Annotated in this window: 15 protein-coding genes; 4 read left to right on the top strand and 11 right to left on the bottom strand. The window is 63.7% G+C overall.

Annotated elements, in window-relative coordinates; all coding sequences use genetic code 11:
- The first annotated feature begins 31 nt into the window (after nt 1-31).
- Nucleotides 32-1,129: an RNA-binding cell elongation regulator Jag/EloR gene (jag, locus tag ACI3L3_RS14010; RefSeq protein WP_404845763.1), complete on the top strand. Its 1,098-nt coding sequence runs from the start codon at nt 32-34 to the stop codon at nt 1,127-1,129.
- 367 nt (nt 1,130-1,496) lie between these two features.
- On the opposite strand, the gene ACI3L3_RS14005 is transcribed toward jag, so the two are convergent.
- The 5 genes from ACI3L3_RS14005 to ACI3L3_RS13985 all read right to left on the bottom strand — a co-directional run bounded on the left by ACI3L3_RS14005 (nt 1,497) and on the right by ACI3L3_RS13985 (nt 6,131).
- Nucleotides 1,497-2,954: an SH3 domain-containing protein gene (locus ACI3L3_RS14005; protein ID WP_404845762.1), complete on the bottom strand. Its 1,458-nt coding sequence runs from the start codon at nt 2,952-2,954 to the stop codon at nt 1,497-1,499.
- Between the two features lie 213 nt (nt 2,955-3,167).
- A complete protein-coding gene (locus ACI3L3_RS14000; RefSeq protein WP_404845761.1) occupies nt 3,168-3,737 on the bottom strand; it encodes a flavin reductase family protein in 570 nt (189 codons plus the stop codon).
- Between the two features lie 38 nt (nt 3,738-3,775).
- The gene (locus tag ACI3L3_RS13995; RefSeq protein WP_404845760.1) at nt 3,776-4,345 is read right to left on the bottom strand and encodes a flavin reductase family protein; all 570 of its coding nucleotides are present in this window, start codon (nt 4,343-4,345) and stop codon (nt 3,776-3,778) included.
- 33 nt (nt 4,346-4,378) lie between these two features.
- A complete protein-coding gene (locus ACI3L3_RS13990; protein ID WP_404845759.1) occupies nt 4,379-5,524 on the bottom strand; it encodes an NADH:flavin oxidoreductase in 1,146 nt (381 codons plus the stop codon).
- A 94-nt stretch (nt 5,525-5,618) separates the two neighbouring features.
- Complete coding sequence (locus tag ACI3L3_RS13985) at nt 5,619-6,131, bottom strand: nitroreductase family protein (protein ID WP_404845758.1); 513 nt, start codon at nt 6,129-6,131, stop codon at nt 5,619-5,621.
- 127 nt (nt 6,132-6,258) lie between these two features.
- Between ACI3L3_RS13985 and ACI3L3_RS13980 the strand changes: the two genes are divergently transcribed.
- From ACI3L3_RS13980 to ACI3L3_RS13970, 3 genes are all read left to right on the top strand, one after another.
- Complete coding sequence (locus ACI3L3_RS13980; protein WP_404845757.1) at nt 6,259-6,660, top strand: winged helix-turn-helix transcriptional regulator; 402 nt, start codon at nt 6,259-6,261, stop codon at nt 6,658-6,660.
- A 428-nt stretch (nt 6,661-7,088) separates the two neighbouring features.
- Nucleotides 7,089-8,363: an HD-GYP domain-containing protein gene (locus ACI3L3_RS13975; RefSeq protein WP_404845756.1), complete on the top strand. Its 1,275-nt coding sequence runs from the start codon at nt 7,089-7,091 to the stop codon at nt 8,361-8,363.
- 16 nt (nt 8,364-8,379) lie between these two features.
- Nucleotides 8,380-12,237 (top strand): class I adenylate cyclase, encoded by a 3,858-nt coding sequence (locus ACI3L3_RS13970; RefSeq protein ID WP_404845755.1) that lies wholly within the window; start codon nt 8,380-8,382, stop codon nt 12,235-12,237.
- Between the two features lie 65 nt (nt 12,238-12,302).
- On the opposite strand, the gene ACI3L3_RS13965 is transcribed toward ACI3L3_RS13970, so the two are convergent.
- The 6 genes from ACI3L3_RS13965 to ACI3L3_RS13940 form a co-directional block, all read right to left on the bottom strand.
- Nucleotides 12,303-13,463 carry a DegT/DnrJ/EryC1/StrS family aminotransferase gene (locus ACI3L3_RS13965; protein ID WP_404845754.1) on the bottom strand — a complete coding sequence of 387 codons (1,161 nt, stop codon included), beginning with the start codon at nt 13,461-13,463 and terminating at the stop codon, nt 12,303-12,305.
- On the bottom strand, nt 13,460-15,148 hold the full coding sequence (locus ACI3L3_RS13960) for a Gfo/Idh/MocA family oxidoreductase (RefSeq protein WP_404845753.1): 1,689 nt from the start codon (nt 15,146-15,148) through the stop codon (nt 13,460-13,462). The genes ACI3L3_RS13965 and ACI3L3_RS13960 overlap by 4 nt, the downstream gene beginning before the upstream one ends.
- Before the next feature lie 422 nt (nt 15,149-15,570).
- Nucleotides 15,571-16,896 (bottom strand): TolC family protein, encoded by a 1,326-nt coding sequence (locus ACI3L3_RS13955; protein WP_404845752.1) that lies wholly within the window; start codon nt 16,894-16,896, stop codon nt 15,571-15,573.
- Between the two features lie 145 nt (nt 16,897-17,041).
- Entirely contained in the window at nt 17,042-18,556 is a 1,515-nt protein-coding gene (malQ, locus tag ACI3L3_RS13950; protein ID WP_404845751.1) for a 4-alpha-glucanotransferase, read from the bottom strand.
- A gap of 21 nt (nt 18,557-18,577) precedes the next feature.
- Nucleotides 18,578-20,500: a 1,4-alpha-glucan branching protein GlgB gene (gene glgB / locus ACI3L3_RS13945; RefSeq protein WP_404845750.1), complete on the bottom strand. Its 1,923-nt coding sequence runs from the start codon at nt 20,498-20,500 to the stop codon at nt 18,578-18,580.
- A 115-nt stretch (nt 20,501-20,615) separates the two neighbouring features.
- Nucleotides 20,616-21,956, bottom strand: a complete 1,341-nt coding sequence (locus ACI3L3_RS13940) for a tetratricopeptide repeat protein (protein ID WP_404845827.1) — start codon at nt 21,954-21,956, stop codon at nt 20,616-20,618.
- Nucleotides 21,957-22,062: the final 106 nt, after the last annotated feature.

Here is a 22,062-nt window from a genome sequence, read left to right as displayed (position 1 = left end):
ATGCGACCGGTCGCCCATACCAGGAGACCACATGACGGATTTTAAGGAGTTTGAGGGTAATACTGTAGACGAGGCCATTGCCGTGGCCTGCCGCCATTTCGGCGTAGAACGCGAAAAACTCGAGGTCGAAATCCTCCACGGCGGAACCCGTGGCATCTTTGGGCTTGGCAAAAAACAGGCCCGCATTTCGGCCCGCCGCCGCTCCTTCACCCCCGAGCGCGGCATCCTTGAAGACGACTTCTTCAAAAAGGAACTGCGCCGCCCCAGCCACAAGCAGGGCGAGCCGTCCCCTTCTTCCGATTCTTCTGCCTCCGCCGCGCCAACTGACAGCGCCAGCGCAGCCCCAAGTGCGCCGAGGGATGCCTCCCCCAAGAGCGCCCCACAGGCCGCACCAAAGGCACAGCCCAAGGCCCAGCCCAAAACCCCGACGGACCAGCCTCAAAAACCGCACAGTGCCCCGGCCAAGCCCGCGCCCCAAACCAGTGCGCCAGAGCAGCCCGCACAGGACGCCGCAAAACAGCCCGAGAAATCAGCCCCGCGTCCCGAGCGCCGTCCGGAAGCACCGCGCAGCAAGCCCGCGCAGCAGCCCCACACGCCCCAGCGTGGCGGTGGCCCCGCGCGCCAGCCCGCCCGCGCCGAACAGTCCTCCCGCCCCGCGCCCCCGCAGGACGAGCTGGACGCCGTGGTCCGTGAAGTCATGGCCGAGCTTCTGAAGCCCATCGCGGGCGACCAGCCTACCCTGACGCTGTCCCATGAACCCGGCCGCGTGAAGGTCCGCATTGAGGACGACGCCAACTCCGGGCTTATCATCGGCCGCGAAGGCCAAACCATTTCCGCCCTGCAGTACCTTGCCAACCGCATCGTATCGCGCCGGTTCGAGTCCGCCATCCGCATCCACCTGGATGCCGGGGACTACCGCGACAAGCAGGACGACAACCTCCGCCGTATGGCCCTGCATCTGGCGGACAAGGCCAAGGCGCAGGGACGCACCCAGAGCACAAAACCGCTCTCGTCCTATCACCGCCGCCTCGTCCACCTTGCCCTGCAGGACGACGACACCATCCAGACCCGCTCCAAGGGAGACGGCCCGCTCAAACGCGTGCTCATCTTCCCCCGGCGCGACCGCTAGCCCCAGCGCCAGCACCCGCCCATGGGGCGGAGAAGTCTCGACACACAAAGCCCGGCATCCTCAGTAAGGATGCCGGGCTTTTCGTATCCGGCCCCGCGTCATGTGGACATACGGCTCACATGTGCGGTGGCGTATGCGGCGTTATTCTGGGCGAAAAGACTCTCGCAAACGCGATGACTTCCGGGATTCGCGGGAGAGTTCATCCTGCGGCGCTATGGCATATACGCTGAGGCCCAGCCCGCGTGCACCCGCTCCCTGCCGTGGAGACAGATTCCTCAGGGCCAGCCACACACCAGCCCAACATCAATCCGAGTCCCCCCCGAACTGGCGCACCACCAGCCTTACTGTGCAGGACGCGGCGAGGCCCTTACTGCGTGCTGGCCCTGTGGCCGCAAGCAGGTGCTCCCTCGGCCACATCCTCACGCGGCTCCGGCACAACCGTCGGCAACAGGCTCATGCCGCCCATGCGCTCCAAAAGCAGACCCTGCGGCGTCACCAGCCCCGGCACCTCGGCTCCGGGAGTGAGGGTGGTGATCACACAGCGCCCCACCACGTGGCGGCCCTCAGCGCCGGAAGCCTCGCGGGTGCGAAGGCCCCACATATTATGGAGCATCACGGCCTCGCCATTTTCCGCCGTGCCGATGTAGAGCATGATATGTCCGGGCTGCCACAGCAGAGTCATCCATGGGCGCGCGGTCTCGGCAATGCGCCGGCGCTTGCCGGCCCGGTCCAGTCCCTCAAAGGAGACAAAACGCCCGGCCTCCGCCTGCCGCAACGAATTGCGCGGCAAGCGGAGGCCAAAGGGCGCGAAAAGATCCATCATCGTGGACGAGCAGTCGCGGTTGGCGTACACGCCGCCCCAGCCGTAGGCGTCGCCCAGCATCTGGTCCGCAATGCGGGCCACAGCCTGCGGGGTGGCCGTGAGCGGAAACGGCGCTATGGCGTCCGCATCCACCACGCCCCATGTCAGCACGCCCTGCCCCACCGCGCCGGAACGGATAATGCCCAAAATAGCGCGGCCCTCAGCGTCGTGCACCACGGGGAGTATCATCCCAATGCGCCCCATCATGGACGCCAGCCCGCCCGTGCCGCGAATGGGTACCTCGTCGCGCACAATGGCCATATGCGGGCCATTTTCAATGCCCTCGCACGTCGCCCCGTCCACAGGCACCACCGAGGACGCCGGCACCCAGCCGTAGGCAAAGGGCGCTTCCACAAACACCCACGCGCCGTTGCGGGAAATATGGCTCACGTACACCGGGGTCTGCGCCCACACCGCGCTGTTCTGCAAGGTGTCAAAGGGCCAGCCCTGCCCGGCCTGCGCGGGGTTATGGTAAGCGGGCCGGGCCGTGGGCAGCACGCGCATGGACGCCGCGCGGACCATAATGGCCGCGTATCCGGCGTTGGGATACTCCTCCACGGCGCTCCGGTGGCGCATGGCGCTCAGCCAGCGCGCCCCGCGCACGCGGGTGTCCTCGCCGTACAGCGCGCCCGGATCGGCGCTGTGGAGATAGGCAAACACCTTCTCCGCCGGGGTCTCCGGCGCGCTGCGGTGCCACGGCGCAAACCAGCGCTCCAGAAAATACGCGGCCTGCTTCTTGGCCACATCCGGCGGCATGAGCGGCGCCCCAGCGCGTGCCGCGTCCACGTAGGCGCTCGCGCGCTGCACAAGGGCCGCCTCATCGCGGATGGCGGGACCGCCCGGCGCTGCCGGGGGCGAAACCATAGACGCGCACCCGCCGCACAGCATGGCGGCAAGCACGAGCAACGCGGCGCACTGCTGACGCCAGCACCCGCGCGAGATGATGTTCTGAAATACCTGCATGAAAAGATGGTTACGCGGCGTCCCGGCAAAAGGCAACCGCCACGCGAACGCGCCCGCACCGCACGCGGGGCGCAGTCTGACAGGGCAGAAAAGGAAACTGCCAGCGCAGGGGAAGCCTCCCCGGTCCGCTGGCAGCCCGGCGAAAAAGAAGACACCACGCGGTCGGTCCACCGCGCCACGCACAGCGGACCGCCCACGCGGGGAAAAAGAACGTTAGCCGATGTCCTTGCCGATGGAGAAGGCCTTGCCCAGCACGTCGCCAACGCCGTAGTAATGGCGCGTTCCGGGACCAAAGACCACGGGGCGCAGCTTGTCGGTATCCAGCTCGCCGCGCTCGTTCAGGGCCTCTTCGGCAACCTTCACGTCCAGAATCTCACCCACGAACTGGGTATGCAGGCCAAGCTCGGCCGTGTGGACCAGCTTGCACTCCAGCACCATGGGGAATTCATTGATGATGGGCGCGTCCACCAGCTCGCTGGCGGTGGTGGTCAGTCCGGCTTTGGCCAGCTTGTCCACGTTGCGACCGGAGGCGATGCCCAGATAGTCCGCCACCTTCACCTGCGCCTCGGAGGGCACATTGACGGTAAATGCCTGCCGCTCCACGATGGCGGCATGGGAATACGTGGCCGCGCGCAGCGAAACGGAAACGCACGGCGGCTTGGAGCAGCACAGGCCAGCCCATGCGGCCAGCATGGCGTTGGGCTTGCCGTCCTTATCATACGTGCCCACAGCCCATGCGGGCGTGGGAAATGCCAAAACTTTCGCCCCGAGGGACTTCTTCATCGATTCAACTCCTTACTTACGCCGCGTGTGCGGCTCCTTCAGGCTTCCTGCTTGAGGGTCTTGCCGACCTTCCAGCAGTCCGCCACGGGGCGGCCCAGTCCCCAGTACTTTTTTGAGGCCATGTCAAACAGCAGTGGCCGGACCTTGGTAATATCAATCTTGCCATCCACAAGGCAGGCGTCATCCGCATGGGTGCGCACCACCTCGCCGATGAACACATCATGCGTTTTAAAATCCACCACCTGATACACGCGGCATTCCATGCACACCGGGCACAGCCGCGCCATGGGGGCAAAGTCCGTATCGCCGTAGAAGACGTCGAAGAGGTCCTTCTTGTCCGTTGATTTGCCGCTGACCAGCCCGCAGTAGTCCACCTTGTCCACCATGTCCTCCGAGGGGATGTTGATACTGAACGCGTTGTGCGCGTGTATCCCCTTGGTGGTGTAGTGGTCCTTGGACAGACTTATGGACAGATAGGGCACCTTGCCATGGTTCATGATGCCGACGTGGGCCACGGTGATAAAGTTCTCACGTCCATCCACGACGGCCCCGACCAAAACGGTCAAGGACGGGTACAGGGCATTCAGGGGTCCAAGCGATTCTCTCATGCGACGGCCTCCTTCGCGATGTTCTCTTCCGTTCTAGCTCACTTCTTCCGCGTTTTCTCTCGCGTTGCGATTGCGCTTTTTTTTCAGCACGCAGTACACTCCCTCCCCTTCCATCAGGGGACGGCGGCACATATTATCAGAAAAACACGCGGATTTCTCCCTGTTTCCTGATTTCCATCGGTTCACGAGATCTGGTTCGCAGATGAAGGGCCGACACATGGAGATAAAGTCGCACAGGCCGGTGTCCACAAAGTGCTCGGCGCGCTCAAGGGAACGGATGCCGCCAACGAGGATAAGCGGCAGGCTCAGTTGCTCCTTAAAGCGCTGGGCCGGGGCGCGGAAGTAGCCCTCGCGCGCCTCGCGTATCATACCCATGCGCGAGGGGCCGTATTTGCCGGAGTCGTAAATGGTGCCGCCGGAGAGTTCCACAGCGGTGATGCCCGCTTCCTGCAGACGCCCGCATACGTGGAGCATGTCGTCGTCCTCGTAGCACTCTTTGGCGGCCATCATATAATCATGGGCGTTGATTTTGATGAGCACGGGATAGTCCGGCCCCACAGCCTCGCGCACAGCGGCGTACACATCCATCACGATGCGCTCGCGCCCTTCGCGGCTGCCGCCCCAAGCGTCCTGACGCCGGTTAAAGAACGGGGAGAGGAACTGCGACAGCAGGTAGCCGTGGGCGGCGTGAATCTGCACCGCGTCAAAGCCCGCGGCCTTGGCCCGTGCCGCGCCCTCGCCAAAGCAGCGCACCACCTCGGCGATGTCGGCCTCGGTCATGGCAGTGCCGCGCTCCGTGCCCTTTTCGTCGTGGGATGACGGCCCGAGAGCGGGCTGCCCCGTCACCGAGGTAAGCGCGTGCAGACCGGCATGGGCGAGCTGCAGACAGATGGTGCCGCCAGCTTCGTGCACACCGTCCGTCATCTCCTTCAGGCCGGGAATCATGGCGTCGTCATGGATGCCAAGCTGGCGTCCACCAGCGCGCCCCTGCGGATGCACAAAGGCGTGCCCGGTGATGATAAGGCCTACACCACCAGTCGCCAGATGCCGCATCATGGCATTCAGGCCGTGGGTGGTTGCGCCGTCCGGCGCTGCAATACCTTCATAGGTTGCAGAGCGGACAAAGCGGTTGGGTACCGTGAGTGAGCCTATCTGCGCCGTATCAAACACATCTGCCATATTGTCTCCTTACGGTTATACGCCATCCAATTTTCACGGTACATTGCTCTGAGTGCGCATTTTTTTCAAGGGAAATGCCCGTTTTTTCAGCCACCTACTTCCACGTGTTGCGGTGGATGCGGTCCTCGCGGTAGCGGTCAACGGTTCCGGCTTTCTGGTCCGGCACGCCAATGGGGATAACGGACAGAGGGATAACGTTGTCCGGCAGACCAAACTGCTTCTGCGCTGCGGCCACGCGCTCCTGAACCGGGGCAATGCCGCACCACACCGCGCCAAGGCCAAGGCCGTGCACAGCGTGCAGAATGTTCATGGTGGCGGCGGAGCAGTCCTGCACCCAGAAGCCCTCGTACTTTTCAAGGGACAAGTCGCCGCACACGACAATGGCGGCCTGCGCGGTGTGGCAGGCTTTGGCGTACTGCTGCCACTCGGGGATGGCGTCCAGCATCTCACGGTCGGTCACCACGATGAATTGCCATGGCTGGGCATTGCCCGCGCTGGGGGCGACCATGGCGGCCTTGAGGATGGTCTCCAGCTGCTCGTCCGTGACGGGGGCGTCGGTAAACTTGCGGATGCTGCGGCGGGTGTGCATGGCTTCCATGATATCCATTGTGGTTCTCCTTTGTGGTTGTGATTTACAGATGTCATCTTGTCGGCTAAAAGTTTCCAAAAGGCAAGTAGGTACCCATATGTCATGTAGTACCCTTTTTGATACTGTAACCCACACCGGAGCGCCCATGCCTACGGACTCCCCCCAGTGCCCCCTGCGCCGCCTTGGCGACAAGGAATACTACTGCCACTTTGAGCTGTCGCTCCAAGTCATCGGCGGCAAGTGGAAGCCCATTATCCTCTATCACCTGCATCAGCAGGACGGCGGCGTCATGCGCTTTGGCGAGTTGCGCCGGAGCATGCCCTCCATCACGCAAAAAATGCTCACCCGCCAGCTGCGCGAGCTGGAAGCCGACGGCATGCTGCACCGCAAGGTCTACCCGCAGGTGCCCCCGCGCGTGGAATACTCTCTGACAGACCTTGGCCGCAGCATTATCCCCATCCTTGAACAGCTGTACGAATGGGGCAAAGTGTACGAAAACGCCTTTCCCTCACACGACACAGACATGGCCGCCGCGGCGGAGGGCTAACCCGCCGCCGCGCACCGCCGCGCCAACCGGGCCGTTTCTCACCCAGCGGTCACGCTATGCGCGACGGCGTGCTGCCACTTTACACCGCGTCCCTGCCTCGCCGCCTCAGGCCCAGTCCAACGCCGCACTAAGGTGACGTCCCCTCCCCGCTCCCAAAGCGCCAGTGCGCTCCCTGCGACAACGGCCAGAGGCTGGGCGAACCGCCCCTCCAGCCCACCGCGCGCCAGCCTCTCGCGCATTCCAGCGCCGTCCCCGCTCACCATAAGCCCCTGCCTCACAAGAAAAAATCCGACTTCACGGTCCGCGGCGACGCCCTGCCCGCAGTCGCGCCCACATTGACACCACCACCGCCACAACGTACTCAAATAGTGATATGCCCCGTCTTTTCGCCGTACGTATGACCCACTCCCGCGCCGGAGGACAGAGCCGTGGAGACGCAATACATCATATCCCCCGATCAGCTCGTTGCAGGGCTGTACGTGCGTCTCGACCGCAAGGTCGGCAAGGGGCTTTGGAAAAGGCAGGAGTTCAAGATTGCCGGGGAGTCGGACATTGCCGCCATCCGCGCCGCCGGGGTGGAAACCATTATCTGCATCCTTGAGCGCTCAGACCGGATGCCCCTGCCGCAGGCGGATGAGACTGCGGCCCCGCCCCACAAGGCCCAGCCCACGCCGCCCACTCCCGTCTCTGCGGAGCTTCTTGGCCTGCGCCAGCAAACCGTGGAGCGCAACCGCGAGCGCCGGCGCTCCTACAAGCAATGCGAAAAGCGCTACGAGACCACCATGTCCGGTGTGGTGGCCCTTATTCGCCGCGCCTCGGCCCGCTCCAGCGATGCGGCCGAACAGGCCGGGGCCATTGTCGCCAGCCTTGTGGATACCTTTTTGGACCAGCGCGAGACCATGCTCACCCTAATGGGCGACCCCCCGCGTGAGGAAACAAAAAACTACCACGCCCTCAATGTCACCGTACTGGCCCTGATGGTGGGCAAGGACATCGGCCTGCCGCACAAGGCCATGACCGCCCTTGGCATGGGCGCCCTGTTTCACGACATCGGCAAGGGCCGCCTGCCCATGCACATCGCCAGCGGCAAGGGCGGCACCTCCATGAACCGCGCCATCGCCAAATTTCAACGCGAGCACCCCATCCTCGGCGCACGGCTGGTGGAGGACTTTGCCGACTATCCTCAAGCCGCCGTGGATGTCGTCCGCCAACACCACGAGGCCATGAACGGCTCCGGCTATCCCGAGGGACGCTCCGGCAACACCATTTCCGCGCTGGCGCGCATTGTGGCCGTGGTCAACGCCTTTGAAAACCTCATCAACGACGGCGCAACGCGCCAAACCCCGCACGAGGCCCTCAAGCACATGTACGCCGTCATGCGCCACCAGTTCGACGCCCGCATTCTGTCCAGCTTCATCCACAACATGGGCGTCTATCCACCCGGCACCATTGTGGAGCTGTCCAACGGCCACTTTGCCATGGTGCTGTCCTCCACGCCGGCCACGGCGGCGCGGCCCGTTGTGCTCATGCACCACCCGGACATCCCCAAAGCGGAAGCCCTGATGGTGGACCTTGGCATTGAGGACGGGCTGGACATTCTCGGTACGCGCAAGCCCGAAAATCTGCCGCGCGACGTCTTCGCCTACCTCAGCCCCAGCCCGCAGACCAACTACTTTGCCGAAGCCGCCACAGGCGCGCCCTAGGGGGGACGAAGCGCTCATGGATGCCACTGCTGTCCTGCTTTGCGGCGTTGTTGACCAACTTGCCGCCCTGCGCTCCGCCCGGAGCGGAGTGGACACCGCCGTGGCCGAAGCCATGGGGCACTTTCGCGGCGCAGACCTTGACGACCCGGACATCCAGCGCGCGGCCAGTGCCGCCGCCCGCTTCATCGCTCTCATAGCCGAAGACGCCTCGCCAGAGGACGCGCAGCCGCTCCTGAGCGCCCTGTCCGAGCTTGGCGCCGCTGGGGAAAACGCCCTTTCCGGCCTGCTCCTGCGCGAAGGACTGCACCCGGAAAAGCTGCGCACGCTTCTGGAGCATCTGCCCCACCACCGCCAGCTCGCCCAGATCAATCTCTACTTCATGTTTCCCCGGCGCTTGCCGCGCGCCATCACCGCCGTGATGGACGAGCGCCTCGCCGCCATCCAAAAGACCGACCCGGACGCAGTGCTCATGTTTTTGGCGACGCAAACCGCCGCGGACGCCCCCGTGGCCTTTCCCATCCAACATGCTCTGCTGCGGGGGCGCTTTCGCCTGTGGCTGGAGGAACTCCTGGCCATGGACCTTGACGAGCAGCAGCGGCGCTACATGGCGCGCACCATCAGCCGCTTGCATGCGCCTGAGCTGGCGCCCAAGTTGGCCCGTCTGCTGGCTGGCGCGTCCGTCAGCGTTATTGTGCCCTTGCTGGGCAGCCTTGGCGCGCTGGCCCCCAATACCGGGGACAACCCCGCCGCCCACAAGACCGCCCTACGCGCGGTGCACCATTCCTCGCCCGCCGTACGCCTTGCCGCCCTGCGCCTACTGCGCCGCATTGATGCGCCAGAATTTCCCGCCGAGGCCGCACGCCTGTTCACCGAAGCGGGCGAGCAGCGCGCGGACATTGCCGTCGTCCTCCTTAGCAGTCCATGGGCGGCGCAAAAGAACGCGCTACGCCATCTGGCCCCGGCTGAGCGGGTGGCGGCCCTTGGCGTGCTGGCCCAACTCGCGGCCCACGCCGCGCCCAAAATTTTCGCCAAAGCGGGTGTTGCGCCGCGCGTGCCCGCGCCCAACCCGCCGGAAGTCGCCATCCCGCCCGTGCCTCAGCCCAAGCCCGACCCGGACCAAACGCCGCCACCCGAGCCTTCAAGCGGCCTCATGGGCCGCATGAAGGACCTTATGGGCGGCAAGAGTACGGCAAAGACCGCTGCGCCACCCCACCCTCTCGCCGCGCTGGGCAAGGGGAGGACGCTGGAGGGCCAGACCATTCAAGGCGGCGTTGCCCGCGCCGCGCGCCTGCAGAGCGTCACCGTCAAAGGGTGCACCATCAAAAACGTCACCCTCATCGCGGCCTCGGTCCGAAAAACCAGCTTCACGGACTGCCAGTTCCACAACACGGACATCACCTGGGCCGCCATGACCAAGGTGACCTTCTCTGGCTGTACCTTCCGGGGAGTGCGGTTTTCTTTTTCGCGCCTTAAGGCCTGCACCTTTGTGGACTGCACATTTACGGGATGCCTGTTTGATGGCGCGCGCTGTGACGGCTGCGGCTTTGGCGTCTCCACCCTGGCGCGCACCAGCCTTGCCGGAACGCAGTTCACAGACTGCCGCATGCGCTCCTGTACGCTGCTGCATGTGGACGCTACGCTCTCCGTGTGGACCAATGCAGACTGCGCAGGGACGGCGTTTCGGGACGTGCTGCTCGCCCGCGCGGCCATAACCGGCGGTAGCTTTATGCTTTGTCCCTGCCACGGCCTGCGCGTTTTGGGCACCGCAGTGCGCGGCGTCACCTCCGACGAAGCCGCCCTGCTTGCGGCGCAGGACGACTGGACGCTGCGGCGCATTGAGGCCGTTGCCGCAACGAACGATGACGTCGCCCCCGCTCCGAAGGCCGCGCCCAAGGTCCTGCTTGCCGCGCTGGAGCGCGCCGCCACCCAGCGCGACGCCGCATGCGCCATGCGGGGCTGGCTGCACGCCAACCGCCTGCGGCTCGACTGGTCCGGCGTCAAACTCGGCTCCACCGCGCCGGATATTGAAGCCCTCATCCCCATCCTCATGGAAGCCCCGGCCCTGCCTGCGGACGGCTCACCGGCTCCGGGAGCGCGCATCAGCGGTTTTGTACCGACCCTGGCCGCCCTGCACCGCGCCCGTGAAATCCTGGGCGAAGAAACCCTGGCCGCCACGGACCGCGACGCCGCGCCCATCGCCGTCGAATCCGTGTGCTCCATCGGCAGCATCGGCACCATTGTGCAAACCGGACGCTCGGACATCGACATCTGGGTCTGCTGGAAGGAAGACGCGGCCGAGGCGGAAAAAGCCGACGCCTTCCGGGCCAAGCTCCGCGCCATTGAAGAATGGGCGGACGACGCCCATGGGCTGGAAGTGCACTTCTTTGTCATGGACCACACTGCTATCCAAAACAACAACTTTGGCTTTAGCGACGCGGAAAGCGTGGGGTCCAGTCAGGCACTGCTGCTCAAGGAGGAATTCTACCGCACCGCCGTTGTGCTGGCCGGACGGCCCCCGGCATGGTGGTGCGCGCCGCCCGGCGCAGGCGCAGACGAAACGGACGCCGCCCTCGCCCGCGTTGCGGCCTCGGGCATCTTGCCGCGCGGGCATTTTATCGATCTTGGGCACCTGCCACAGATTCCGCCGGAGGAATTTTTTGGCGCGTCGCTGTGGCAAATCGTCAAGGCGCTCAAGAGTCCGTTCAAGTCCATCCTCAAGTTTGCCCTGCTGGATACCTACACCGGCCCCACCGCCAAACGCACCCTGCTGTGCGAAACCGTCAAGGCCAGCGTCACCACCCACACGCAGGACTTTTGGCGGCTGGACCCATACGCCCTGCTCTACAAATGCGCGCATGAGCACTTTCGCGCCACAGGACGCATGGACGCCCTGCACCTCTTGGACCTGGCCTTTGACAGCCGCACCGGCTTTACCCGGCGCGAGGGGCTCTCCGTGCTGGAAGGGCAAACGCGCGGCTACACAGGGCTGGAATTCGTCTACCCCTACGTCTCGTCCCAGCTCCCCTCCGGCGCCGGGCTGGAGCACATAAGCCGTGACGACAACGCCGCCAGCTTTGCGCAGCAGATGCAGCTGGGGAAGCGCGTGGCGTCCTTTCTCTTTTCCACCTATGAGAACATTCAAAAAAGCGCGGGCGCGCAAGGCGTGCTCATCACGCAGGACGATGTAACGCGCCTTGGCCGGAAGATTTTTGCCCACTTCCAGCCCCGGCAGGACAAGATTCTGCACATCCCCTTCATGAATTCTCCCCACGGGATTTTCACGGGCGTGCATATCTCCTCCGTGGGCATCCCCGGCACCCCGGTGGATTGGATTGCCACCGGCGAACTGCCCGCCCAGCCGGGGAGCAAAAAGAAGCAGACCGAGGAAATCCGGCGGCACAAAAGCCTTGCCCACCTGCTCCTGTGGCTGGTGGCCAACGGGCTATACACACCGGGCATGAGCGTGAGCGGCAGTGACCTGCTGGCCCCGGTCAGCCAGCCCAATATCGTGGACCTGCTGGATACGTTGCACCGCGCCTTCCGCAAGGCCAACGTCTTCGAAACCAGCATTGAGGAAACCATGACCGCTGAGCGCGTCACCCACGCGGCCATTGTGGTGAACCTGATGACCGAGCGCGACGACCCCGCCTACCGCGACGTGGTGCTGGCCTACACCAACAATTGGGGCGAGCTGTTCTGCACCACCACGCCAAAGCGCATAAACCTCCTCCAAACCGCCCCGCGTGACTTTGTGGCCGCCAACACCACCGCCGCCGTGGACAGCGCCACAACCCTTGCCTGCTGGCTCCCCAAAAAGGCCCTTGCGCCAAAGCCCAATCTTCGCGGCCCATCCGCCGCACCTGCCCCCTCATAGCGCGCAAAAAAAGGCCGCCCCGCAAAAGCGGAGCGGCCTGAATATGCTGGAAGGCACGGGGCGCGTTAGCTGACAGCGTCGCGGATGACGCCGGTAATCTCGGCCACCTGCTCGTTGGTGAGGTAGGGATGCATGGGCAGGCTGAAGATGCGGCCTGCGCAGTCCTCGGAGACAGGCATGTCCCCTTCCTTGTAGCCCAGCGAGGCAAAGGCCTTCTGCAGGTGCAGGGGCAGGGGGTAGTAGATGGCGGTGGGAATTTCCGCGTCGCGCAGAGCCTTCTGGATGAGGTTGCGGTCGTCGGCCAGCACGGAGTACTGCGCCCACGCGCTCTTGTAGCCCTCGGGGATGGTGGGCGTCACCAGACCGGGGATGCCGGCCAGTTGCTCGGTGTAGGCATCGGCCACGCGCTGGCGCTGTTCCAGTTCGCCGGGGAAGATATTCAGCTTGGCAAGGAGCACAGCGGCCTGCATGGAATCAAGGCGGCCATTGATGCCGATGCGCACGTTCTCGTAGCGGTTTTCGCCCATGCCGTGGATCATCACGGACTGCATGAGTTCGCTGAGTTCATCATCATCGGTGAACACGGCGCCGCCGTCGCCATAGCAGCCCAGCGGCTTGGCCGGGAAGAAGCTGGTGGCGGCCACATGGCCGAGGGAGCCGGAGCGCTTGCCCTTGTACACGCTGCCAAAACCCTGCGCGGTGTCGGACAGCACAAACAGGCCGTGCTTCTGCGCCACGTCCATGATGGGGTCGTAGTCGGCGGGCAGGCCAAAGAGGTCCACAGGGATGATGCCGCGGGGCTTCAAGTCCTTGGCGCAGCGGGGCAGGCGGCAGCCGGTGCGTTCGCCGGACTTCATGGCGGCGATGGCGCGGCGCAGGGACTCCACGTCGATGTTGAAGGTCACGGGGTCAATATCCACGAACACCGGAGTCGCGCCGGTGAGGGCGATGACTTCCGCCGTGGCCACAAAGGTAAAGGGCGTGGTGAAGATGGCGTCACCGGGGCCGACGCCGTGGGCCATCAGCGCCATCAGCAGGGCATCCGTGCCGCTGGAACAGGCAATGGCGTGCTTGGTTCCGGCGAATTCCGCCAGCTTTTCATTCAGCTCGTGGACCTCGGGGCCCATAACGTACTGCCCATGCTCCAGCACGGCATTGATGCGGCTGCGCACATCGTCTTCAATAGTGCGGTACTGCGCTTTCAGGTCAATAAAGGGAATCTTCATACTTCATCTCCATATGTACCGCGCTCTGCGCGGGGATTCGTCTGGTCCAGACTGACCAGCCCGGGGCCGCGCATTTCGTGGTGCGCGCCGCAAACGGGGCAGGTCAAGGTATCGTCAAGTTGTTCGCCGCAGGCGCACATCCACCCGGTGCGCCGCGCCGGATTGCCCAACACAAGGGCGTGGTCCGGGACGTCCTTCGTAACCACAGCGCCCGCGCCAACAAAGGCGGAGCGGCCAATGGTGTGCCCGCAGACGATGGTGCAGTTGGCGCCAAGGGTGGCCCCGGCGCGCACCAGCGTGGGCAGCGCTTCGTGCATGCGCGGTATGTGGCACCGCGGATTGCGGACGTTGGTGAACACCATGGACGGGCCACAAAACACGCCATCCTCCAGCGTGACGCCGCTGTAGATGCTGACGTTGTTTTGCACTTTGCACCCGTCTCCAATGCGCACATCCGGCCCGATGACCACGCTTTGCCCAATGCGGCAGTCGCGGCCGATGTCCGAGCCTCGCATGATGTGCGAAAAATGCCAAATTTTCGTTCCCTGCCCGATGCGCACGCCGTCGTCCACGTAGGCGCTCTCGTGCACGCTGACGCCGGGAATGGAGCCTGCGTCTGGCGCATGGCCCGCCGCCCCGCCGGGTTCGCTTTCGGGCGCAGCAGTTGGCGCAGTCTCGCGGCCAGAAGCGGCGCACTGCGGCGCGCCCCCGCTCTCCAGCGAGCGCTGGGCCGCGCCAAGAACGTCCAGCACACGCACACCCTCTTCCCCGCCGGTGCGGGGGGCGCTGCGCTGGTCCATGCACTCCAGAAAGTGCTGGCACTCGCGCCGCAGAGGTTCGTCCTCCGCTACGGGATGAAACGCCTCATCCGCGCGGGTGGGGATGGGCATATGCCCCTCCCAGTCAATGCGGTGGGCGTAGGTGGCCAGCTTTTCCGGCCACGGGCGCGTGTCATCAAGGACGGCCATCTTGCGGTCGCCCACCACCACCAGCCGCTGCTCCTTAAAGGGGTGCAGCCACGAGACGAAGATATGCGCCTTAAGCCCGGACGGAAAGTCCAAATGCGTCACGGTCACATCCGCGATGCGCTGGTGCAGATAGTTGCCGCCAACGGCGCGCACGCGCTCCGGCGTCTCCCCGGCAAGGGCCAGCAGTATGGAAATATCGTGCGGCGCGAAGGACCACAGGGAGTTCTCCTCGCGCCGGATTTTGCCCAGGTTCAGGCGCTGGGAGTACATATAGTTGATGCGCCCCAGCTCGCCGGATTCCACCAGCCGCATCAGTTCCAAGAACGCCGGATGATAGTGCAGCAGGTGCCCCACCATCAGCACCCGCCCCTCGGCCTGCGCAAGGCGGACCAGCTCGCGCCCCTCCGCCGCCGCAAGGGCAAGGGGCTTTTCCACGTACACGTCCCGTCCGGACAAAAGCGCCTCGCGCGCTTGCGTAAAATGCTTTTCCGCCGGCGTGGCGATAACCACCCCCCGCACTCCGTCGTCCGCCAGCACATCCGTCAGGGACATACAGGTCCGCACGCCCGGATACTGCTCCCGAAACCGCCGCAACACCTCCGCGTCCGTATCGCAAATGCGCTCCAGCGCGCCAAGGGCGTGGAAGTTGCGGACAAGGTTGCGTCCCCAATAGCCGGACCCGACAACCGCGACGCCATGGCGGGGCGTGTGGCTCATGTCATCTCCTTTGCCAGCGGCTGGGGCGCTGGCGCGCACGCACTGTCGATGCCGCGCCGCATCCGCGGCGCGAGGGATTCCAAGATAACGAGAGGAGGGGGCAGGCAGCCCGCGCCGGATGCGCCGGGCACAAATCAAAGAACACTCTGCCTCAGTCCCCCGGAAACCCTAACAGAAATCACCCGCGCCCGCGAGGGCGAGCCTACTCCGCACGCTAGGGAAACACCGAAAAAGACACGGCGGCACCGGTCTGTCTTCCTGCCAGTGGCGCGCCGTGTCAACCCTTTCTGCGCGCCCACCGCGGCGACAGGACCGCAGCGGAGAGGAGGAATTCAGCCCCTGACGGGCACATCCGCCCGCCGCCTGCGCATGAAAAAGGCCGCAACCCGGTGGGTTGCGGCCTTGATTGGCTTGGTAACGCCTTAGAAGCTCTTGAGGGCGGGGTTTTGCTCGCCCATGGCAACAAACATCTTGGACAGCGCAATGCGGTAATCCGCCAGCGCGGTGATGAGCCCGGCCTCGGCGGTGGTCAAACGCTCCTGCGCGTCCAGCACGTCGGTGTTGGTACCCACCTGCGCCTGATAGCGCGCCACGGCCATGCGGTAGCCTTCCTGCGCCGCCTCAACGGCCTTGCGATTCACCTTGATGCTTTCCGCGGCCTTGCGGATGCTCAGGTGGCTGGACTTCACGTCAAAGGTGGCTTCCTGCTTGGTGTTCTCGGCCTCGGCAATGAGGCTGCGAACGTTCTGCTTGGCCTGCTTGACGGCGTAGTAGGTCTTGCCCCACTCCCACAGGGTCCAGTTGGCGCTGACGCCCACGGACCACTCGCTGAATTCGGTGTCCATAAGGTCACTGCCGGAGGCGGACATATCGTCGCCGGTGGAGGTCCACTTAAAGTCGGCTCCCACCTGCGGGTAGAAGGCACTCTTGACGATGTCCTCGTCCTTGATGGCGATGTCCACACTCTTGGCGGCAATGTCGAGGTCCGGGCGGCCCTTGTAGGCGCGCTTCATGACCTCGTCTATGGACAGGGAGAACGGCACGTAGTCGAGGGTTCCCGCGTAGTCCACATCCGCGTCCAGCGGCAGGTTCAGCAGCGTATTGAGGCGCGCTTCCTGCGTGGCGACAAAGTTCTGCGCCTCAATGAGGCCGTCCTCTGCCTTGGCAAGGTCCACTTCGGCCTGCAACACGTCCAGACGGGGCTTGAGGCCCACATCATAAAAGGCCGTGGTGACCTTGAGCTGTTCCTGCAAACGGGCCAAGGAATCCTTAGCGGCGCGGACATTTTCACGCGCCTGAAGGAGCTTGAGGAAGTTTTCCTGCACCAGTCCGGTGACGGTAAGCTCCACGTTGCGCAGGGAGGCGTCGGCCTTGTCCTTGGACAGGGCGGCCTTCTGGTACGTGGACAGGATATTCCAGCCCGTAAACAGGTCCTGATGCACAGTCACGCCAGCGGAGAAGAGGTCCTTCTCGCTGGTCGGGTTGTCCTCGGTGGGCTTGGCATGGTCACGGCTGGTGTAGCCGTAGCTGCCGGACACGGACGGTCCAAAGGACCCACGTGCGGACTTGCGTCCCTCTTCGGCGCCCTGCTGCGAATGCATGGCCGACTGGACGCTGGGATTGGCCGTCAAGGCGCGCTCGACAGCCTGTTCCATGTTGTAAACGGTGGTTTCCGCCATTGCCGGAACAGCCGCCAAAAGGGCGACCATGACAAGGGCGAAAGTCAATTTCAGGTTCGGCGTTCTCATATGAATCGTCCTTTGTATCCTGTTACCACCATTCCCCTCATAAAAGGAAAGATGCCCCCACGGCATCAAGGCTGCACATTGCCCCGAAACCCCAGAACAGTCAATAGTGCAGGCGGGTTTCCGGCCACTGCACAACGCGTGCGGCTCAGCATCTGCCATACAGGGCGCACATGCGCCGCAGTCCATCGGCGACGCGGGGCGAAAGTTTCCGTGGCGGCACCCGCCAGCCCCAGTTTCCCTGCGGCATGGAGGGAGTATTCATGCGCGCCGCCGCGCCAAGGCCAAGGACGTCCTGCATGGGCATAATGCAAATGCGCGCGGGCGACATCAGGGCAAGGCGCATCATCTGCCGCACCACATCCCGCGCGCCAACAGGGTGCCCGGCATACTCGCCAAGCCGCGCACGCCCCTCGTCGCCAAGGTCATCCTCGTACCAGCCCAGGGTGGTGTTGTTATCGTGGGTCCCGGTGTAGACCACGCTGTTCACGCAGTGGTTATGCAGCGAATTCACGCTCTCGCCGGTATCCGGCCCAAAGGAAAATTGCAGCACGCGCATGCCCGGCATATCAAAGGCAAGGCGCAGGTCGATGACGTCCTGCGTGATGAGACCAAGGTCCTCGGCAATGATGGGCAAGTCGTGCAGGCTCTCACGAAGGACGGAGAAAAACGACTCGCCGGGGCCGGTTTCCCACTCCCCGTTCATGGCGGTCTCCTCCTCGGGCGGCACCACCCAGTACCCGGCAAAGGCCCGGAAGTGGTCCAGCCGCACAATATCCGCCAGCAGCAGGTTATGGCGGATGCGCTCCACCCACCACGCGTAGCCGCTACGCATCAAAACGCCCCAGTCGTACACCGGGTTGCCCCAGCGCTGCCCGGTTTCGCTGAAATAATCCGGCGGCACCCCCGCCACCTTGAGCGGCTCCCCCCGTTCATCCAGTTGGAAAATGTCGCGGTGCTCCCACACATCGGCGGAATCGTAGGTGGGATAGAACGGCAGGTCGCCAATGATGGAGACGCCCTTGCCCCGGCAATACTCCCGCAGGGCGTCCCACTGCGAAAAGAACACATACTGCTCAAAGCACACCTTGCGCAGGGCCGGGCCGGCCTCAGCGCGCAGGGCGCGAAGCGCGTCCCCCTCGCGGTCGCGGTACTCGCGGGGCCACGTATTCCACGCCGCGCCGCCAAAGCGCTCCTTCAGGACGCTAAACGCCGCAAAGGCGTTCAGCCACGCCTCCCCGTGCCGCCGCACAAAGGCCGCAAACCCCGCGTCCCCGTCCAGCGCATCCTTGGAGCGCTCCCACGCCACATCAAGCAGCCGCCGCTTCAAGGCCTCTGCGGCCTCGTAGTCCACGCGGTCCAAGGTGGGGCTGGCGCCCTGCTGGATGTCCGCCAGCCGCACCCACCCGTCCGCCGCAAGGCGCTCCGGGCTGATGAGCAGCGGATTGCCCGCAAAGGCGGAAAAGCTGGAATACGGCGAATTGCCGAGGAAGGTTGATGTCGGCGTCAGGGGCAAAATCTGCCAATAGCGCTGCCCCGCCTGCGCCAAAAAGTTGATGAACGCCCGCGCGCCGGAGCCCATATCGCCAATGCCGTAGGACGACGGCAAGGACGTCACGTGCAAGAGCACGCCGCTTCCGCGCTGTTTCATCTGCTCCATCATCGCGCAGTCTCCTTACCGCATCTACTCATCCAGCGGACGGAAGAGCACCATGCCAAGGGGCGGCAGATTGATGCACAGGCTCTGGGGCCGGCCATGGGATACTACGTTTTGCGTGGGCAGTCCGCCATAATTGCCCCACCCGCTGCCGCCGTACCACTCGGCGTCGCTGTTGAGAAGCTCCTGCCAGTAGCCGCCGCTGGGTACGCCAACGGCGTAACCCTCGCGCGGGACCGGGGTGAAATTGAACACCGCCAGCACCGGGCGGCCTGCGCCGTCCTTACGCAGGAAGGAGATAATGCTGGACTCCGCATCGTGAAAGTCCACCCACTCGAAGCCTTCGGGCGAAAAGTCGCGCTCGTACAGGGCCGGGGTTTCGACCATCACGCGGTTTAAGTCCTTCATAAAGCGGTGCAGGCCTGCGCCGCCCTCGGTTTGGAGCAGGTCCCACTGCACCTGTCCGTCGTGGCTCCATTCGCCGTGCTGGCCAATCTCCGCCCCCATAAACAACAATTTCTTGCCCGGCATGGCGTACATGTAGGCGTACAAAAGCCGCAGCTCCGCGCGCTTTTGCCAGTCGTCACCGGGCATTTTGCCATACAGCGAGCCTTTGCCGTGCACCACCTCGTCATGGGACAGGGGCAACATGAAATTTTCGGTAAAGGCGTACCACAGGTTAAAAGTCAGCTTGTCGTGATGGTATTTGCGGTACACCGGGTCGTGGCTAAAATACTCCAGCGTGTCGTGCATCCAGCCCATGTTCCACTTCATGCCGAAGCCAAGGCCGCCAAGGTACGCGGGCCGCGACACCATGGGCCACGATGTGGACTCCTCGGCAATGGTCTGCACGTCCGGATACTCGCGGTAGACCGTCTCGTTCAGGGCGCGCAGAAACTCAATGGACTCAATGTTCTCATTGCCGCCGTACTTGTTGGGCATCCACTCCCCGCCCTCGCGCGAGTAGTCGAGGTAGAGCATAGAGGCCACGGCGTCCACGCGCAGGCCGTCAATATGATAGCGGTCCAGCCAAAACAGCGCGCTGGAGATAAGAAACGAGCACACCTCATAGCGGCCCAGATTGAAAATGTACGAATCCCAATCCGGGTGGAAGCCCTGCCGGGGGTCGGCGTGTTCGTACAGGTGCGTGCCGTCAAAGCGGAACAGCGCGTGCTCATCGCCGGGAAAGTGCGAGGGCACCCAGTCGAGAATAACGCCAATACCCGCGCGGTGCAGGGCGTTGACAAGATCCATGAATTCCTGCGGCGATCCAAGGCGTGACGACGGGCAAAAATACCCCGTGGTCTGATACCCCCACGACCCGAAAAACGGATGCTCCATCACCGGCAGGAATTCCACATGGGTGAAGCCAAGGTCGCTGAGGTAGCCGGGCAGGTCGCGGGCAAGGTCGGTATAGTTGAGGGTGTAGCCCTCCTCGGAGCGCATCCACGAGCCGAGGTGTACCTCATACACGGACATGGGCGCGTCCAGCGCATTACGCGCGCCACGCCCGGTCATCCATTCGCCATCGCTCCAGCCGTAGTCAAGGTCGCGGACGATGGACGCGGACTGGGGCGGGGCCTCGCCGTGCAGGGCAAAGGGGTCGCTCTTGTTGCCCTCAAAGCCGCCTCCGGCCGCGGAGCGGATGTGATATTTGTACAACGCCCCTTCGGCGGCGCCGGGAATGAACCCCTCCCAAATGCCGGAACTGTCATGCCGGGCAGACAGATAGTGCGCCGTGGGGTCCCAGTCGTTAAAAGTCCCAATGACGGACACGCTGGTGGCGTTTGGCGCCCAGACGGCAAAAAGAACGCCCGGCTCGCCGTCATGTGTCATGACGTGCGCGCCGAGCTTCTCATACAGGCGAAAATGCCGTCCCTCGCGGAACAGATAGATATCGTGGTCGGTAAATTTACTGACGCCGTAGCGAACCGTGGATGCTGAAGCCATGTGCGACTACTCCCCGAGGATGCGGATTACGTGGTCGGACTCTCCTCTCGCATACTACACGCCCGGGGCGGTGTGTAAAGCATCCGCCCGGACGTTTCCGGCATCCCGCATCCGGCTACATGGCGGACAGCAGCTTTTTGGCTCCCTGATGATCGGGGTCCACTTCCAGCGTCTTTTTCAGATAGGTGATGGCCTTACTGCGCTGGCCCGCGTTGGAGTACATCACCGCGATGTTGAAGCAGAGCACGCTGGAGAGGAGGCACAGGTCCGGATTCTGCTGCAGCGCCTTTTCCACGTTCTCCACGGCCTTTTTATGGTCCCGGCCTTCGGAGTAGGCGATGGCGACGTTGAAGTAGAGGTTCTCGTCCTTGGGATTGATCTTGAGCGCCTGCTCATACTCGCCGATGGCGTCCTTCCAGCGGCCCTGCCGCCGCAGCGCCATGCCAAGGCGGTTGAAGGTCTCAATGTCGGACTTTTTGAGTCCGCCAGCCTTGGAGTCGAGGATGGAGCGGAAGAATTTTTCGGAAAGGTCGGGCGCGCTCTCGATACACTTTTCCGCGATGGAGCGTTTGACCTCTTCAATCATGCTCATGGCTTCCTTGCGGGCGTTTTCCACGGCCTGCTCAAAAAGCTCCGTCGCCTTTTCGGCATTGCCGGACTCCATGTGGATTTCGCCCATGGCAATTTTACGCTCCACATTCAGCGGCGACAGGCGGTCCAGCTTTTCAAGGTATTCCAGCTGCTTTTCCATGTCGCCACTTTCCTTGTACAGCTCCGCCAGCTTCTTGAGCGGCTCCAGATACAAGGTTGCGCCGTCGTGGGCTTCCTCGTAGGCGCTGCCTGCGGCGTCCAAGTCCCCCGTGGCCTTAAAAGCGTCGCCCTTGATCATCAGCGCGGCGGCGCTGCCGGGCTTCATCTCCAAAATTTTGTCGGCAATGGCGGTGGCTTCCTCGTACTTACCCTTCTCCAGATAGGCCTTGGCGCGGTCGATATACTGGCCAATCTTGCCCTGCGGCTTGATGGTGAAGGCAATCTTCTCGATGAGGGTCGCCATGGACACCGGCTTGGTAATAAAGTTGCCCACGCCAATCTCGTGCAGCAGGATAAGCACCTGCCGCTCCACCTCGGCGGTGAGGACAACGATGTACATTTCCGGGAACAGGGTCTTGAGGTCTTTAATGAAGGGCAGGGTGTTGCGGTTATTGAGCAGCCGCTCCACCAGCAGGACCACCCGCTTGTCCTTGAAGGCCGGGGTTTTGAGCTCGCGCAGGACATGCGCCTCCTCGGCCAGCGTCCGGATGCGGTCGGTGCCGATGACCAGTTCCTTATTCAGGGTGGTCCGCACCATTTTGAGGAACGTATTGTCATGACTCAGTATGAAAAAGCAGCCATCCTCTTTGGCCACAAAGTCAACAATGGCACGCTCGTATTGCTTCATACGTATGGCATTTTTCATGGACACGCGTCACTTCCTCGCCGTGTTCTAATGTGTTGACACTCTCCCCGAGTCAACCCCGAGTATGCCGGATGTGCCGCCCTCCGGCAAGGGATTCTCCGCGAGC

Origin of the sequence: Desulfobaculum sp. SPO524, from assembly GCF_044987625.1 — a bacterium.
In the GTDB taxonomy this organism is placed as follows: domain Bacteria; phylum Desulfobacterota; class Desulfovibrionia; order Desulfovibrionales; family Desulfovibrionaceae; genus Desulfobaculum.
This window is presented reverse-complemented; position numbering and strand designations above follow the sequence as displayed.

Excerpts from the sequence above, each read along its gene's own strand:
- jag (WP_404845763.1), top strand. The coding sequence starts at position 32 with ATGACGGATTTTAAGGAGTTTGAGGGTAATACTGTAGACGAGGCCATT.
- ACI3L3_RS14005 (WP_404845762.1), bottom strand. The coding sequence starts at position 2,954 with ATGCAGGTATTTCAGAACATCATCTCGCGCGGGTGCTGGCGTCAGCAG.
- ACI3L3_RS14000 (WP_404845761.1), bottom strand. The coding sequence starts at position 3,737 with ATGAAGAAGTCCCTCGGGGCGAAAGTTTTGGCATTTCCCACGCCCGCA.
- ACI3L3_RS13995 (WP_404845760.1), bottom strand. The coding sequence starts at position 4,345 with ATGAGAGAATCGCTTGGACCCCTGAATGCCCTGTACCCGTCCTTGACC.
- ACI3L3_RS13990 (WP_404845759.1), bottom strand. The coding sequence starts at position 5,524 with ATGGCAGATGTGTTTGATACGGCGCAGATAGGCTCACTCACGGTACCC.
- ACI3L3_RS13985 (WP_404845758.1), bottom strand. The coding sequence starts at position 6,131 with ATGGATATCATGGAAGCCATGCACACCCGCCGCAGCATCCGCAAGTTT.
- ACI3L3_RS13980 (WP_404845757.1), top strand. The coding sequence starts at position 6,259 with ATGCCTACGGACTCCCCCCAGTGCCCCCTGCGCCGCCTTGGCGACAAG.
- ACI3L3_RS13970 (WP_404845755.1), top strand. The coding sequence starts at position 8,380 with ATGGATGCCACTGCTGTCCTGCTTTGCGGCGTTGTTGACCAACTTGCC.
- ACI3L3_RS13965 (WP_404845754.1), bottom strand. The coding sequence starts at position 13,463 with ATGAAGATTCCCTTTATTGACCTGAAAGCGCAGTACCGCACTATTGAA.
- ACI3L3_RS13960 (WP_404845753.1), bottom strand. The coding sequence starts at position 15,148 with ATGAGCCACACGCCCCGCCATGGCGTCGCGGTTGTCGGGTCCGGCTAT.
- ACI3L3_RS13955 (WP_404845752.1), bottom strand. The coding sequence starts at position 16,896 with ATGAGAACGCCGAACCTGAAATTGACTTTCGCCCTTGTCATGGTCGCC.
- malQ (WP_404845751.1), bottom strand. The coding sequence starts at position 18,556 with ATGATGGAGCAGATGAAACAGCGCGGAAGCGGCGTGCTCTTGCACGTG.
- glgB (WP_404845750.1), bottom strand. The coding sequence starts at position 20,500 with ATGGCTTCAGCATCCACGGTTCGCTACGGCGTCAGTAAATTTACCGAC.
- ACI3L3_RS13940 (WP_404845827.1), bottom strand. The coding sequence starts at position 21,956 with ATGAAAAATGCCATACGTATGAAGCAATACGAGCGTGCCATTGTTGAC.